Below are 15,544 nucleotides of genomic sequence, written 5' to 3'. Positions count from 1 at the left end.
CACGCCGCTCAGTAAACGTTTACTGTGATCGAGAATGGCACCGTCTCCGGGTCGTGTCAATAGAGCCGCCCACGCCGTGCAACACTCCCCCGGCGCCGCTCCGCCGTCCCCGGGCGCCGCTCCGCCGTCCCCGGGCACTCGAACGCAACCCTGTGCGGCTTCTTCCCGAGCAGAGGCCGCACAAGGTTGCGGTCACCAGGGCTCGAGCCGGTTGCTTCAGCGGCGCGGTGCGGTGGTGCCTCGGACGATGAGTTCGGGCTCGAGCAGCAGGTGGACCGGGGCGATGTGCTCGTCCGCGGCTCGGGCATTCAGCCGCTCGGCCGCCAGGGTGCCCATCTCCTCCACCGGTTGAGCGACCAAGGTGACAGCAGGGTGCACCATCTGCGTCCACGTATCGTCGTCCACGCCCACCAAAGAGATCTCCTCGGGCACCCGGAGCCCGGATTGTTGGATGCCGCGGTAGGCACCGGCGGTGAGGGGGCCGTTCATCGCCACCACGGCGTCCGGTCGGCGCGGTCCCTGCACGGCCGCGCGCACCGCCGCCTCGGCATCTGCCATCTGCAGATCGGTCCGCACCATCCGCTCCGACTCCAGCGGGATATCGGCATCAGCGAGCGCGTGGCGCATCCCGTCCAGACGGTCCTCGGTGGTGCTCACCCCGGACGGCCCGGCCAGGCACATGATGTCCCGGTGCCCGAGGGCGAGCAGGTGCTCCACCGCGATCCGGCCGGCCTTCTCGTTGTCCAGGAGGATCGAGTCCCCGGCAAAGTCGTGCACCCTGCGGTCCACCACCACGGTAGGAATCCCGGCAGCGAGCAGCGGTGTCAGATCCGAGTGGTCCTCCGACGTCACCGAGACCACCACGCCGGACATCCGCTGGGCAATGGCCGCGTCCAGGTATCCGCGCTCCCGGTCGAGATGCTCGTCGGTATTGCACAACATCACCGAGTGCCCGGACCGGACCGCCACATGCTCGACCGCAGTGACCAGGGACGTGAAGAAGGGGTTCTTCACGTCCGAGACGATCACGGCCCAGACGTCGGCACGCTGCCGTCGCAGGGCCCGGCCGTTCGAGTTCGGGACGTACCGGGTGGCCAGCGCGGCGGAGCGCACGCGTTCGGCCAGCACCGGGTCGACCGTGCTCGATCCGTTCAGCACCCTGGAGACCGTGGCGATGGACACGCCGGCGGCCTCGGCGACGTCCGTGATCCGGACCGGGCGGTCGGTACTCACTCGAGGATGCTCCCACATCACACGAGCTCAGAGTCGCTTCCACCTGGACCGCCCACTATCGATGGCCGAGGATCGGCAACGAGGAACGAACAACGACACATAGAATCACGGCACTACCCGATGAGGAGGGCGTGTGCCTGCTAGTCACGACGTTGCCAAGCGCGCAGGGGTCTCACCTGCCGTGGTTTCGCGCGTGTACAACGGCGATCCGACGCTGCGGATCTCGTCCGACACCCGCCAACGCGTGCTCAGCGCCATCGAAGAACTGAACTACGTCCCACGCCGTGCCGCACGAGCACTGCGGATGAACCTCCAGTCAGCGATCACGCTCGTCACCCCGGAACCGACGAGCGCGATGTACACCGAGCTGATCGGCGGGATCGAGCGCGCAGCACTCGGCCGCGACCTCCAAGTCGTCGTCGCCGGGGCAGAGACCGCGAACCAGGCACCGGGATGGCTCACTCGCATGGTGGACGAAGGGCGGACCGACGGCGTCCTGCTGCAGCCCACACCCGCCACCAGCGACGAGCAGCGCGCCGAGCTCATGAAGCTGCGTGTTCCGGTCGTGACCATCCTCTCGACCGACCCCCAGGTCCACCTGCCGTCCGTGGTGCTGGACGACGCCCAGGGCATCCGGGTGGCCGTGGACCATCTGATCGCCCACGGACACCACCGGATCGGCTTTCTCGGCGGCGTTCCGGGATTCGCCTCGGCAGATCGCCGCCACGACGGTTTCGTCCACGGCCTGCGCGCTCACGGCTTGCGCGCGCGATCCGAGTGGGCCACCGACGCCGGCTACCTCGCCACCGATGGCCGAGCAGCCATTCGGAAGCTCTGGACCCTCTCCGACCGGCCGACCGCCGTCGTCGTCGCGAATGTCAACGCTGCCATCGGCGCACTCGCCGAACTGCACCTGCTTGGCGCGCGCCTGCCCGAGGACCTCTCCATCGTCACCCTGCACGACGTCTGGTACGCCGACGCGGTCTGGCCACCACTGACGACAGTCAAGCTCCCTCTGCACGAGCTGGGGATAGCCGCCGTCGAGCACCTCTCCCAGAACACCTCGACCGGAGAGACCACGATCGAGGACCCGAAACCACAGCTCATCCCGCGCAGCTCCGTACAGCCACTCTGAGCGCGGGTACGCGTCGGTAGCAACCACCCCGGTCGCCCTCGCGCGCGAATCGCGCGGCACCGAGCCGCCGGCTCGCCCGCCACGCCACACCGCTGTACCGACGGAAGCGCTCACGTCCACGACGCGCTTGCAGCCTTAGGTAATTCCATTTACTCTGAAGCGTACGCACTTGATGTCAAGGAGGACACACATGAAGCGCTCCATCCCCCAAATCGCCATTGTTCTCGCAAGCTCAGCCACGCTGGCCCTGTCCAGCTGTTCGACGAACGCAAGTGGCGGATCGGATCCGGAATCCCTCAGCACGGACGAACCAGTGACGCTGACGGTGCAGCAGCAGACCGGTAGCGAAGACATGATCAGCTACATCGCGGAAGCGTTCGAAGAGGCGAACCCGAACGTCACGGTGGAGCTCGTCACCGTCTCGCAGGAGCAGAAGACCGGCTCCAACCTCGCCACGCTGGCCTCCAACTCACCACCCGACGTGGGGATCATCCCCGTCAACAGCGAGGTCTACACCCAGTTGGTCCGCGCAGATGCCCTGGCGGACCTCTCCCCCGTGTGGGAGTCCGCCGACCTGGACAACCGGTTCAGCGATGGCGGCGAATCGCTGAAGATCGACGGCGTGCCCCGCGTGGCTACCTACACGTCGGTGGGGTACAACATCGTCTACTACAACCCCGACCTGTTCGCCGAGGTCGGGATCGAGGCCCCGCAGAACCACCGCTTCGACTCCATCGACCAACTCGTCGAGGCCGCCGATGAACTGCGCGCCGCCGGCTACGGCCCGCTCCAGATGGGCGGAAGCTCCGGCTTCCAGGCCAGTTGGATGATCGACAGCTTCCTCCCGACCATTGCGACCGAGGAGGAGATGAGCAACTACCTCGGCAGCTACAACCCCGACGTCGAGGTCACCGCAGAGTACGCCTCCGCACCCTTCGTCGACGTCCTCGAGACCATCGACGGACTGGGAGAAGCCGGAGTGTTCCAGGACGGCTTCCTCGGCCAGGATGGGGCGATCGCGGAAGGGCCCTTCATCCAGGGCCTCGCCGGGATGGTCCTCGGCGCCACCGCATCGGTCGCCAGTTTCGCCGATGCGGAGTTCACCCCGGAGTGGGCGTTGCTGCCCCCGATGGACGGCGGGTCACCGACCCAGATGTCGATGTACTTCGGCGACGCCCTCGGCGTCCCCGAGAACGCCCCGAACCGGGCCTGGGCGATGGAGTTCATCGAGTTCGTCGTCAGCGACCAGATGCAGGAAGAAGCAATCATCGGTATCGGGGCATCCCTCCCCTCGGTCAACTCGCTGCCCGATGACGCCCTCGCTCAGCTGCCCGAGATCTCCCAGCAGTTCTTGACCGATATCAGAGACAACGGCGGTCAGCCAGGATGGACCTCAACCGTGCCGGGCGGCTTCGGCCAGCAGTTCATCGACCCCCTGCTGCAGGACATGCACGCCGGCCAGCTGACCCCGGCAGAGGTGGCCCAGACCCAGCAGGACCACCTCCTCGAGACACGCGAAGACGCGAGCTGACCGATGCCGTCGCAGATCAACACGCCCACTCCGGCGGGTATCTCGGACGTCCGCGGTCATCATGTCCAGCGCCGACGTCGAAGCAACGTGGGCTCGCTGACGGGACGGTGGGGCCTGCTCGGCGCCGTCCCGGCAGCGGTCCTGCTGGCCACGTTCGTCGGGGTAACGGTCGTGCAAGCCGGCGTCATAAGCCTCAGTGAGTGGCATGGCATCGGCCCCCTGGAATTCGTCGGGCTACGCAACTATGCCGAGGTACTCGCCGAGCCCGCGACGTGGGAGGCGCTGCGCGTCACGACCGTGTTCGCCTTCGCGAGCACGGCGGGAGTCATCGTCACCGCAACGCTACTCGCGGCAGCCGTCAGCGCCAAGATGTGGGGAAGTACCAGCTACCGCATCATCTGGTTCATGCCAGGAATTGCCCCGGCCGCGGCAGCTGCCATCTTCTGGGCGTCCGCGTTCCAACCCAACTTCGGAGCAATCAACGAGATCGCAAAACTCTTGGGATTCGAAGGCTCGTCGGCACTACTCGCCTCTGGTGCAACCGCCTTGATCCCGATCATCCTTGTGACGATCTGGAGTTCCGTCGGCTTTTCCTTCCTCCTCATCCTTGGTGCGCTGGAAGATGTTCCACCCACGACATATGAGGCAGCCAGGATCGACGGAGCAAGCGCGACGCGACAGTTCTTCAGCATCTCGCTTCCTCTCGCCCAGCCCGTGATCGCCACCACTTCGATCCTCGCGCTGATCGCGACGTTCAACGGGTTCACCCAGGTCTGGGCCATGACGCGTGGTGGGCCCGGATCCGCCACCAACACGATTCCGGTGGCCGTCTACAAAGAGGCGTTCCAGTTCGCGAACTACGGCACGGCCGCAGCCCTCGCGGTGATCGGTGCCGTGATCCTGACGATCCTCGGCGCTATCGGCCTCGCCCTGACACGGAGCAGACAACAATGAACCTACGTGCCACCCTAGGACGCTCCCTTGCTCAGTTCGGACTCCTGACCTGGACTGCACTGGCGATCGTCCCGTTCATTCTCATCATCCTGCTCAGCTTCCGCAGCAACGGTGACATCATCACGAGCGGCTTGGGCCTCAACGGCGAATTCACGATCGAGGGCTACCGCGCAGCCTGGACAGGGCCAAGCGGTGGTGGCGGGATGTCGACGTTCTTCGCGAACAGCATGCTCGTCTCCGCCACGGCGTTGACGGTCAATCTAGGCGCGGGCGTCACGGCCGCGTACTTCATCTCCCATGTATCGCAGAAGTTGCGTGCGATATTCCTACGGATCGTCCTCGCCGCGACCGTGCTGCCGATCATCATCCTGCTGATTCCCATGTATCAAGGCTTCAACGCCGTCGGGCTGGTGAACGTCCCGGTCGCCGTCGGGGTCGCCTACGGTGCGCTCGGACTGCCTGGCACGATCCTGATCTGTTCAGCCGCGTTCTCCGATTTCCCACACGAACTACTCGAAGCGGCCGCGATCGACGGGATGGGGCCGTGGCGCTCCTACCTGACCATCGTGATCCCACTCTCGCGCAGCATCATCGTGGCGATCGGTATCCTCACGCTGATCAATGTCTGGGGAGAGACCCAGCTCGGCGTGGTGCTCCTGCAATCCCCGGACAGTCAGACCATCCCGCTCGGCCTGTTGTCCTTCCAGGGACAGTTCACGTCGAACTACACGGCCATCTTCGCGGGGCTCGCCATGGGCACCGTTCCCATCATCGTCGTCTATCTGATCTTCCAACGCTACGTCACCAAGGGCATCGCCCTCGGTGGGTTCGGCGGCAAATAGGGCTGACAAGCCCAGCCGAGACCCCGGTGCCCGCTCCCCCGCAAGGGAGCGGGCACCGTTGTGCGCTCTCCGGCCGGAAGACGGCACAGTAGCGGCCGACGCCAAGCCGGCCCCGTGGGTGTGGGGCTCGACGCCGTCCCGTGCGCGGGACATCGCGTGGCTGTGTCGCACCGTCGGGTCCGGCTGCCGCACCAGCGACAAAAACGCCATCCCCGAGCCGTGACAGGCCCGGGGATGGCGTCGTGAGCGCGTTCAGCGCTGAGGTCAGAGGATTCGATACCGCTCCCACACCGAGCTCAAAGTCTCTCCGGCGAGCAGATCGGCAAGAACGTCCGACTCAGCCGTGGCCCGCTCCCGTGCCAGGGACAGGACCTCCTGCTCGTGGGCCTGGGGTACGACCGCCATCCCATCGTCGTCGATCGCGAGCAGGTCGCCGTCGGAGATCTCGATACCGTGAAAGGTCACTCGCTCCCCGACAGATTCCACCCGCATCCGCCCGCGGAAGTCGTTGGGGCGGCAGGTTGCCGAGTACACCGGGAAGCCGACGGCTTGGATCTTCGCCCTGTCACGCACTGCACCGTCGGTGACAGCAGCGACCGCTCCCCGGCCCTTGGCCGCGGCGCTGAACAGCTCCCCCAGGTCGCGGTGACATCGTTGCCGCCTGTCGCGCTCACGACGAGGTGTCCCGGACGAAGCGCGTCGATGTAGGCGATCGCGTCGTCGTACGGACCGTCGGGGGCGTCCACGCCGGTGGGGACGAACCGCAACGTGCGGGCACGCCCGATGCACACCACGCCGGGAACCACCGGGGACAAGCGGGTCGTGGTCTGGTGCCGCAGTCCGATCGCATCGAGCGAGTCGGAGATCATGGCCGTTGTGAGCCGCTCGTCCCCGGGTTGTGGCTCGAACGTCGGGACGATCGCACTATCGGATGACATGGCCGGACTCCTTACTGTAGGCGAACCGGTGCTCGAGCTCCGGAGTGAGCTGAACACCAAGTCCGATCGTAATCGGTGCATGGACGAAACCCTCAGCATCAATGTCGACAGGTTCGACGAGAAGCTCGTCGCGAAGGGGGTTGGGCAGGCGGCAGAACTCGAACAAGCGCACGTGCTCGTGCGCCAGCGTGGCGTGCAAGTTCGCCATGAATGTCACAGCCGAGCCCCAGACGTGTGGCACCACGGCGACGTCCACCCGGGCTGCCGCATCGGCGACGGACCTGAAGGCCGCCATACCGCCGACGAAGGTCGCATCAGGTTGTGCGATGCCCACCGCGTCAGCCGCGAACAGCTGCTCGAAGTCCTGCACGCGGCTCGTCGACTCGATCCCCGAGATGGGGACCGATGTGCGCGAACGCAGCGCGGCGTAGCCGGACACGTCGGACGCGCCGCACGGCTCTTCGAACCATCGCGCTCCGGCCTGTTCCAGCCGCTGCGCAACAACCAGTGCTTCCTCCCAGGTCCACGGTCGGGATGCGCTCGCCTGCACGCCGTCGAGGACGAATGAGGCTCCCTCCGGGAGTGCGGGAAGCACATGGTCGAGAAGCGCGACCGTGGTCTCAGCGTCCTGCATGGCGCGGAACTTCACGGTCGTGAACCCGTGCTCCAGCTGGTCGCACACCCATCGCAGGACCTCGTCGAACTCGCTGCCCACCCCGCCACTGGCATACGCCTCGACGCGCGACTTCGCCAACCCGCCCAGCAGCTCGTAAGCCGGGACGCCACTGCGCTTGGCCACCGCATCGAGCACAGCGATCTCGATGGCCCCGGCAGTACCGCTGGCGATTCCGCCGCGAGACCAGAAGGCCGTGTAGGCCCGCAGGTGATCGCCCACCTCGAGCGGGTGAGCGAACTCCCTACCGATGACGTACGGCCGATACACCTCGACGAGGCCAGGTACCGCCGCGGCGGCCATGATGCCGGCGCCCACTTCGCCGAGTCCGGTGGTGCCGTCCTCAAGCGTGACCTCCACCAGGGCGGCGTCCCACCCACGGATCGTCCCACCGATCCATCGCAACTCCTCACCGGGCGGGTACACCGCACTCAGAAGCACTGGGCGGAGGTCGGTGATTCGGATCTGGTCAGCCATCGCTTCGCTTGTCCTCTCGTGCACGGCGGTCGTCACGTCAACGCGATCGCAGTCGGGGCGCCGGTCGGGTTGTCGACGACGACCGTCGTTCCCTCGATCCGGGCATGAACGCGCGGATCCACGGCCTGTACGTCGACGAATCCCAGGTCGATCTCGAAGGACTGACGGGACGTGAGAGCGAAGGTGCGAGTCTCGGTCGCCGTGAAGCGCACCTCCGGGATCTTCGGTGGATCGAGGAGAGGTGCGGTCCCGTAGATCGCCGCCCCGTTGACCTCCAGCCACTGGCCGAGCTCACGGAGCGGCCGCTGCTGCTCGGCGCTGAACCCGCCGTGAGCGTCCGGACCGATACCGAAGATCAGATTCCCGCCGCCGGCGACAACATCGATCAGCAGGTCGATCGATTCTCGCCCGGAGAGGATGTGCTCCTCACTCTCGTTCATGTTGTACCCGAAGGACATCCCGAGACCTCGGCACAGCTCCCACTTCCGGTCTGACTGGTAGGTCGCGTCGTACTCCGGGCTCTCGAAGTCGTGGTCCGGGTGCTGGATGCGGTCGTTGATGACCGCATCGGGGACCGTGGCACGCAGGTGCGCGATGATGTCGGGCGCGTCACCGGCGTCCGGATACCCGATGTCGTTCCACAGGATGGACGGCTGGTATCGGTCGATGATTTCCCGGAGGTGAGCATGCGCGAGACGGGCATAGGGCTCCGGCCAGTACTGTTCGGTGAGCGGCGGCCGCCTCACGTCGCGGGGAGCATCACGATCAGTGACCAGGTCCTCCCGCGCGCCACCGGGAGTCCTGCAGCAGTCCAGTCGAGTCCGCCCGAGTAGTAGACCCCATAGCGGAGCCCTGCCGCTCGAGCGAGTTCAGCCAGGTCGCCGATCACATCACGTGGAGTGTGGAAGCCGTCGCGGTACGGCGACGGCACCTGCGAGGGGTACAGCAGATAGCCATCGTGATGCTTGGCCAACGGGACGATGTACTTCGCCCCGGCCGCGCATGCAAGCTCCGTCCAGCCAGAAAGATCGACGGTCTCGAGACCGGCCTCGAACTCATTCCTGAAGCTCTCGTACGAACGACCGGCCCACTGTGCCTGGTGGTAGAACCAGGTGGGCGAACCGATCAGACTCATCGAGTTCTGGTACCACTCCGCATAGCTCGTGGTTGCCAGTGGTGACATGTGACCCCATGGACCAGTCGATCCCGGGGTGCCACCCGCTACCTCCTCGAGCTGTCTCGGGTCCGTAGGTGCCCACGCTGGTACGGAATACAACCCCCACGTGTACATCAGTCCTAGTTTCGCGTCGTCGAACCACGCGCTCTCCCGCCGCATCTGCGGTATCCGTCGTTGCACCCTTGCCCTGCTGTTCATCAGCTCATCTCCGTCACGTCACGCACATGCAGCCCTTGCATGGTGGAGGTAATTCCATTTACTGTGCAACGCAAGCCATCCGATGTCAAGGAGGACACATGCAACGGGACACCACACGACGACTGGCTCTCACGCTTGGAAGCGCACTGGCGCTGGCCCTGGCCAGTTGCTCGTCGAACGCAGCCAGCGAGTCAGACCCGGACTCTCTCAGTACCGACGAACCCATCACGCTGACGGTGCAACAACAGCCGGCCGGCGAAGGGATGATGGCCCATATCGCGACCGCGTTCGAGGAGGCCAACCCGAACGTCACGGTGGAGCTCGTCACGGTCTCGGTCGAGCAGAAGACCGGCTCCAACCTCGCCACGCTGGCCTCCAACTCACCACCCGACGTCGGGCTGATCCCGATCAACAGCGAGGTCTACACCCAGCTGATCCGCGCGGAAGCGCTGGCCGACCTCACCCCCGTGTGGGAATCCGCGGACCTGGACAGTCGTTTTGGTCAGTCCGGCGAGTCGCTCAAGACCGACGGCGTGCCCTACGTCGCCACGTATACCTCCGTGGGGTACAACATCGTCTACTACAACCCCGACCTGTTCGCCGAGGTCGGGATCGAGGCCCCGCAGAACCACCGCTTCGACTCCATCGACCAACTCGTCGAGGCCGCCGATGAACTGCGCGCCGCCGGCTACGGCCCGCTCCAGATCGGTGGCAGCTCGGGCAACCGGCTGAGCTGGATGATCGACGCCTTCCTGCCCACGGTCACGACCGAGGAGGAAATGGCGAATTACCTCGGCAACTACAACCCCGACGTCGAGGTCACCGCAGAGTACGCCTCCGCCCCCTTCGTCGACGTCATCGAGACCATCGACGGACTGGGAGCGGCCGGAGTGTTCCAGGACGGCTTCCTCGGCCAGGACAGTCCGATCGCGGAAGGGCCCTTCATCCAAGGCCTCGCCGGGATGGTCCTCGGCGCCACCGCATCGGTCGCGAACTTCACCGATGCGGAGTTCACCCCGGAGTGGGCGTTGCTGCCCCCGATGGACGGCGGGTCACCGACCCAGATGTCGATGTACTTCGGCGACGCCCTCGGCGTCCCCGAGAACGCCCCGAACCGGGCCTGGGCGATGGAGTTCATCGAGTTCGTGCTCAGCGACCAGATGCAGGAAGAAGCGGTCGTCGGCGTCGGGGCATCCCTCCCCTCGGTCAATTCCCTTCCGGACGACGCCCTCGCTCAGCTGCCCGAGATCTCCCAACAGTTCCTCGCCGACATCAGAGACAACGGTGGCCAGCCAGGATGGACGGCGACCGTGCCGGGCGGCTTCGGCCAGCAGTTCATCGACCCCCTGGTGCAAGACATGCTGGCAGGCGAGCTGAGCCCGGCAGAGGTGGCCCAGACCCAGCAGGACCACCTCCTCGAGACACGCGAGAACGCAGGCTGACCGATGACTGTGCTCCCTGCACGACCCGTGGGCTCGTGACGGGGGTGGGTATCGGTTCCACCTCCGTGGACGCTGTAGCCACCTTGTTCCGCACAGCCGACATCGATCGGGCCATGCTCGCGGGGCGCCACACCCTGATGGAGTCACAGGCGGACGCAGTGTTCGAGGCCGCCGGTGGTCGGTCGGTCGTGATCGCGGGGGCATTCAACTCAGGGATCCTCGCCACCGAACGCCCTTCTCACGATGCCCGATATGACCACGCGCCCGCAGCGGCGGACAAGCTGCGAAGGCCTGCCCGGCTCGCCGCGGCGTGGGACGCCTTGGCAGCGATCGGCTGAGCATCGCGGCAGGTACCGGCGGTCGACCCGCCCGGTATCTACGTGCGAGGGGCCGATCCGTCCGTGCCATCGGGGGACGCGGGGTCGGTGCTCGACGCCTCCCGCTCGCGGGCAGCGGCGTCCCGGGCGGCTGCGCTGCGGGCCTCCTCGGCCGCGGCGTCCCGGGCATCCCGGTCCTTCTCCCGAGCCTTGCCCTTGGCGAGGTTGCCACGCAGGCTGCGTACCTCCCGGCGGGCGACGACCCAGCGCCAGGTCAGTGCAATAGTCGCCACACCCACCACCAGGGAGATGAGCGCACCCGCGTAGACCGCCCCGGTGAACGATGGCGCTCCGATCACCATCTCGGTGCGTGCCTGCGTGGCGGCGAGTGTGGTGGACGCGTCGATCGCGATGGTGAGCACCACCGGCAGGGTGAGGAGCAGCGCCACTGCGCCGATGATCAGCCGAGTTCGCCATGCCGTGCGGAGCCGGAATGCCAGGTAGCCGACCGCCACCGGCCCGAGCGTGAAGAGCACACCGATCAGCAGGCCCGCGAGGACGCCTGCGCTGGAGACACCGGCCACCCACCCGGTCACCACCGACGCCCACCACCCGGGCAGCAACGCACTCCCCAGGGCGAACAGCACCACCACGGCAATCACAGCGCCGAGCACGGTGGTGATCGTGCGGATCCAGGCAGGCGGCGCCGAGGACGCGGGCTTGCGAGCAGCATCACTCATGAACACATCCTTGCAGCAATGCTGCCCACACTGCCCACTGACGGGCCCGGATTCCTCTGGACGTGCGGCGCCGGCTCAGACCAGGGAGTCCTGCCACGCCTTGTGCAGGGCAGCGAACCGTCCTGTCCCGCCGATCAGCTCCTCCGGCGAGCCGTCCTCGACCACCTCACCCTCGCTCATCACCAGCACCCGATCGGCGACCGCAACCGTGGACAACCGGTGCGCGATGATCAGCGCGGTCCGGTCGGCCAGCAGCGTCTGCAGCCCCCGTTGCACGAGCCGCTCCCCCGGGATGTCCAGCGAGCTGGTCGCCTCGTCCAGGATGAGCACCGCCGGATCCGCGAGGAACGCGCGAGCGAACGAGATCAACTGGCGCTGCCCGGAACTGACCCGGCCACCGCGCTTGTTCACGTCGGTGTCATAGCCCTCGGGCAGGTCGAGGATGAACTCGTGCGCGCCGACCGCGCGGGCTGCCGCCTCGATCTCCTCGTCCGTGGCGTCCGGGCGTGCGAGGGCGATGTTGTCCCGCACCGTCCCGGAGAACAGGTACGCCTCCTGCGTCACCATCACCACGGCGCGGCGCAGGTCCTTCATCGAGATCTCCCGCAGGTCCACCCCGTCCAGGGTGAGCCGGCCGGCGGTCACGTCGTAGAACCGGGCGACCAGCTTGGCCACCGTGGACTTGCCCGCACCGGTCTGTCCCACCAGGGCGATGGTCTGCCCACCGGGGACGTCCAGGTTGAGGTTCGGCAGCACCACCGCGTCCGAACCGTACCCGAACCGCACTCCCTCGAAGCGGAGGTGACCGGACGCCGTCGGGAGTGCCACCGGCCTTTCGGCCTGGCGGACGGTGGGGACCTCCTCGAGCAGCCCGGAGATCTTCTCCAGGGCGGCCGCCGCCGACTGGAACGAGTTGTAGAACATCGCCATCTGCCCCACCGGTTGGAAGAACCGCTTGGTGTAGAGCAGGGTGGCGACGAGCACGCCCACCTCGAGCTGCCCGTCGAGGACCCGGAATGCACCGATCGCCATGGCGACCGCGACCGTGACATTCCCGGTGAGCTGCAGCGCCGGGTCGTAGATACCGTTCAGGCCCATGGTGCGGGCGTTGTTGTGCCGGTACTCCTCAGTCAGCCCTGAGTAGGTGACGTTGTTCGCGTCCTCGCGCCGGAACGCGTGCACGGCGCGGATCCCGTTCATCGTCTCCACGAAGTTGACGATGAGTCGCGCCGACGCCACCCGGGAGATGCGGTAGAGCACCTGGGACCGCTTCTGGAACCAGCGAGTGATCAGCGCCACCGGGATCACGGCGACCAACAGCACCAGGCCGGCCTGCCAGTCCATCAGGAACAGCGAGATGCCGACGAAGGTCATGTACAGGAACCCGGCAGCGAGCTGGGTGATCCCGGAGTCGAGCAGCTCCTTGAGCGCGTCCAGGTCGGCGGTCTGCCGAGAGATGATCCGGCCCGAGGTGTAGGACTCGTGGAACTCGAGGCTGAGCCGCTGCGTCTGCCGGAACACGCGCTGGCGCAGGTCGAGCAGGATCGCTTGAGCCACCCGGGCGGCCAGGCGCACATACCCTGCGGTCGCGGCGCCGGAGACCAGGGCAGCGAGCACGTAGATCCCACCGGTGACCACGGTCGGCACCCAGGTCCCGTCCTGGGCGGCGGGAAGGCCGACGTCGATCGCATGCGCAATCAGGGCCGGCCCGGCAGCGCGGGCTGCCTGCGCCGCGACCACGAGGGCCACGGTGAGGATGAACAACGTGCGCAGCGGTCGCAGCAGGCTGCCCAAGAGCCGGAGCGACCTCCGGCGGATGAACCGGGAGTCTGCGCGGTCGAGGTTGCTGTTCTCCTCGTCCTGCACTCCGCGTGGCGTCACGGGCGTGGTCGTACGCATCAGGAACTCACCTCCACCGGCCGGCTCTCGCCGGAGTCCTCGTCCACCAGGCTGGAGATCACGAAACGGTAGTGCTCGTGCGTGGCGAGTAGCTCGGTGTGCGTGCCGACGGCGGAGATCACCCCGTCCTGCAGCACCGCCACGCGGTCTGCGAGCGCCACGGTGGAGGGGCGGTGCGCCACCACGATGGTGGTGGTGTCGGTGAGCTCTTCCCGCAGGTGGGCAGTGACGATCTCCTCGGTCGCCACGTCCAGAGCGGAGAGCGGGTCGTCGAGCACCAGCACCCGCGGCCGGGCGGCTACGGCACGGGCGAGTGCGAGGCGCTGCCGTTGCCCCCCGGAGAGGCTGAGGCCCTCCTCGCCGATCGTGGTCTCCAGGCCGTGTGGCAGTCCGCGGGTGAACTGGGCCTGGGCGACGGTGAGGGCACGGTCCAGGTCGGCATCGCCGTCCTGTCCCTCCGGTGCGCCGAGCAGCACGTTCTCGCGCACCGTGGCCGAGAACAGCGTGGCGTCCTCGAATGCGATGGAGACGAGCTCGCGCAGGTCGTGGCGGGTCATGTCGCGCACGTCCACGCCGTCGATCCGCAGTGACCCTCCGGTGACGTCGAACAGGCGCGGCACCAGCGAGATCAGGGTCGTCTTCCCGGAGCCGGTCAGGCCCACGATCGCCATCGTCTCCCCCGGGCGGACGGTCAGATCGATCCCGTCCAGCACTTCCCGGCGGGGCTCCTCGCACGGGCGGTCGGGGTCACGCCAGGCATGATCCGGGGGTGGTTCATCGGGGTAGACGAATTGCACCTTGTCGAAGACCACTTCGCCCCGCGGATGCTCGGGACGCTGCGGCTCGGCTGGATCGTCCACGACGTTCGGTGTGTCCAGCACGTCGAAGTAGCGGTCCACCGCGGTCTTGGCGAAGAGCGTCATCGAGACGAGGTGCCCGAGCTGTTCCACCGGTCCGCTGACCACGACCGCCGTGGTGAAGAACGCGGCCAGGGCGCCCACGGTGATCTGGCCGTCGAGCGCGAGCCAGACACCGGCGATCAGGCACAGTCCGAGCATCACCTCCGAGATCGCGGTGATCGCGAACAGGAAGGCGCCCAGCGTGCGCGCCTTGTGCAGCTCGGTGTGGCGCAGCCGATCAGCCTGCGCGGAGAAGTTCTGGTAGGCCTCGCGGCCGCGGCCGAACGCCTTGAGTACGCGGATCCCATGCACCGACTCCTCCACCGTGGTGGCGAGATCGCCGGCCTGGTCCTGGCTGAGCCTGGAGATGCGGCGGAACCGGGAGGAGAAGCGGTAGGAGAAGTACATCACCGGCACCGCACTGGCCAGGTAGGCGATGCCCAGCCAGCCGCCCAGGTAGATCATCAGACCCACCCCGACGGCGATCGTGGTGGCGTTCACCACGAGCATCACCATCCCGAAAGAGAGCCAGCGGCGGAGCATGCCGAGGTCGCTCATCGAGCGGGACAACAACTGTCCCCCGGGCCACTGGTCGTGGAAGGCGACCGGCAGGTCCTGCAGGTGGCGGAAGAGTGCCAACCGCATGCTGGCTTCCACCCTGGTGCCGGGGATCAGGATGAATGCACGGCGCAGGGCGATGAACGCGGCCTCGAGCACACCGAGGCCGAGCACGAGCGCCACCGCGAGCCAGACGCCGCTGCGGTCGGCCGAGCCCACGGAGTCCAGCAGCGGGTTGTCGACGGCCCAACGAATCACCTGCGGGATGGCCAGGGCCGCCAGGCTCGCCCCGAGGGCGCAGAGCATCCCGGCGACGAATCGTGGGATCGCTGGGCGGAAGAAGGGGTACAGCCGGGCCAGGGTGGCAACGACGGCGGCGCTCGGCGGGAGGGTGCTCGGGGCGCCGGACCGTGGCTCGGACTGGTCGGAGTGGGACTGATCGGGTGCGGAACCGCGTCGCCCGCGGCCGGGATGATCAGAGGGCATGGGTGGAGTGGGCCTCCTCAGTCGTCGGCGGTGACCGTCTCGATG

At 67.1% G+C, this 15,544-nt stretch carries 13 protein-coding genes and 1 pseudogene; 6 read left to right on the top strand and 8 right to left on the bottom strand.

The window, feature by feature from the left end; genetic code table 11:
* Nucleotides 1-216 precede the first annotated feature (216 nt).
* Nucleotides 217-1,233, bottom strand: a complete 1,017-nt coding sequence (locus tag BLU77_RS05840) for a LacI family DNA-binding transcriptional regulator (protein WP_175476954.1) — start codon at nucleotides 1,231-1,233, stop codon at nucleotides 217-219.
* A gap of 133 nt (nucleotides 1,234-1,366) precedes the next feature.
* Between BLU77_RS05840 and BLU77_RS05835 the strand changes: the two genes are divergently transcribed.
* From BLU77_RS05835 to BLU77_RS05820, 4 genes are all read left to right on the top strand, one after another.
* The gene (locus BLU77_RS05835; protein ID WP_089772097.1) at nucleotides 1,367-2,368 is read left to right on the top strand and encodes a LacI family DNA-binding transcriptional regulator; all 1,002 of its coding nucleotides are present in this window, start codon (nucleotides 1,367-1,369) and stop codon (nucleotides 2,366-2,368) included.
* Between the two features lie 190 nt (nucleotides 2,369-2,558).
* The gene (locus BLU77_RS05830; RefSeq protein ID WP_175476953.1) at nucleotides 2,559-3,899 is read left to right on the top strand and encodes an ABC transporter substrate-binding protein; all 1,341 of its coding nucleotides are present in this window, start codon (nucleotides 2,559-2,561) and stop codon (nucleotides 3,897-3,899) included.
* Nucleotides 3,900-3,902: 3 nt separating this feature from the next.
* Nucleotides 3,903-4,853 carry a carbohydrate ABC transporter permease gene (locus tag BLU77_RS05825; RefSeq protein WP_089772095.1) on the top strand — a complete coding sequence of 317 codons (951 nt, stop codon included), beginning with the start codon at nucleotides 3,903-3,905 and terminating at the stop codon, nucleotides 4,851-4,853.
* Nucleotides 4,850-5,695, top strand: a complete 846-nt coding sequence (locus BLU77_RS05820) for a carbohydrate ABC transporter permease (protein WP_089772094.1) — start codon at nucleotides 4,850-4,852, stop codon at nucleotides 5,693-5,695. The genes BLU77_RS05825 and BLU77_RS05820 overlap by 4 nt, the downstream gene beginning before the upstream one ends.
* A 264-nt stretch (nucleotides 5,696-5,959) precedes the next feature.
* Here BLU77_RS05820 and BLU77_RS05815 read toward each other — a convergent pair.
* The 4 genes and pseudogenes from BLU77_RS05815 to BLU77_RS22875 all read right to left on the bottom strand — a co-directional run bounded on the left by BLU77_RS05815 (nucleotide 5,960) and on the right by BLU77_RS22875 (nucleotide 9,119).
* Nucleotides 5,960-6,564: pseudogene (locus tag BLU77_RS05815) on the bottom strand (RraA family protein).
* A gap of 55 nt (nucleotides 6,565-6,619) precedes the next feature.
* A complete protein-coding gene (locus BLU77_RS05810; protein WP_089772093.1) occupies nucleotides 6,620-7,783 on the bottom strand; it encodes a mandelate racemase/muconate lactonizing enzyme family protein in 1,164 nt (387 codons plus the stop codon).
* A 32-nt stretch (nucleotides 7,784-7,815) separates the two neighbouring features.
* Nucleotides 7,816-8,529, bottom strand: coding sequence for an alpha-L-fucosidase (locus BLU77_RS22880; protein WP_175476952.1), 714 nt, complete (start codon nucleotides 8,527-8,529; stop codon nucleotides 7,816-7,818).
* Nucleotides 8,526-9,119, bottom strand: coding sequence for an alpha-L-fucosidase (locus tag BLU77_RS22875; RefSeq protein ID WP_175476951.1), 594 nt, complete (start codon nucleotides 9,117-9,119; stop codon nucleotides 8,526-8,528). Before BLU77_RS22875 ends, BLU77_RS22880 begins: the two co-directional genes overlap by 4 nt.
* A gap of 137 nt (nucleotides 9,120-9,256) precedes the next feature.
* Between BLU77_RS22875 and BLU77_RS05795 the strand changes: the two genes are divergently transcribed.
* Together BLU77_RS05795 and BLU77_RS05790 are read left to right on the top strand one after the other, a co-directional pair.
* A complete protein-coding gene (locus BLU77_RS05795; protein ID WP_175476950.1) occupies nucleotides 9,257-10,600 on the top strand; it encodes an ABC transporter substrate-binding protein in 1,344 nt (447 codons plus the stop codon).
* Between the two features lie 35 nt (nucleotides 10,601-10,635).
* Nucleotides 10,636-10,938, top strand: coding sequence for an aldo-keto reductase family protein (locus BLU77_RS05790; protein WP_089772089.1), 303 nt, complete (start codon nucleotides 10,636-10,638; stop codon nucleotides 10,936-10,938).
* Nucleotides 10,939-10,976: 38 nt separating this feature from the next.
* Here BLU77_RS05790 and BLU77_RS05785 read toward each other — a convergent pair whose 3' ends face one another.
* From BLU77_RS05785 to BLU77_RS05775, 3 genes are all read right to left on the bottom strand, one after another.
* The gene (locus tag BLU77_RS05785) at nucleotides 10,977-11,657 is read right to left on the bottom strand and encodes a hypothetical protein (protein WP_089772088.1); all 681 of its coding nucleotides are present in this window, start codon (nucleotides 11,655-11,657) and stop codon (nucleotides 10,977-10,979) included.
* 75 nt (nucleotides 11,658-11,732) lie between these two features.
* Nucleotides 11,733-13,556: an ABC transporter ATP-binding protein gene (locus BLU77_RS05780; RefSeq protein ID WP_089772087.1), complete on the bottom strand. Its 1,824-nt coding sequence runs from the start codon at nucleotides 13,554-13,556 to the stop codon at nucleotides 11,733-11,735.
* Nucleotides 13,556-15,499: an ABC transporter ATP-binding protein gene (locus tag BLU77_RS05775; RefSeq protein ID WP_089772086.1), complete on the bottom strand. Its 1,944-nt coding sequence runs from the start codon at nucleotides 15,497-15,499 to the stop codon at nucleotides 13,556-13,558. The genes BLU77_RS05780 and BLU77_RS05775 overlap by 1 nt, the downstream gene beginning before the upstream one ends.
* Between the last annotated feature and the right edge of the window lie 45 nt (nucleotides 15,500-15,544).

The sequence above is a fragment of the Ruania alba genome (assembly GCF_900105765.1).
In the GTDB taxonomy this organism is placed as follows: Bacteria; Actinomycetota; Actinomycetes; order Actinomycetales; family Beutenbergiaceae; genus Ruania; species Ruania alba.
Note: the sequence above shows the minus strand (reverse complement) of the source record. Positions and strands in the feature narration are given on the sequence as shown.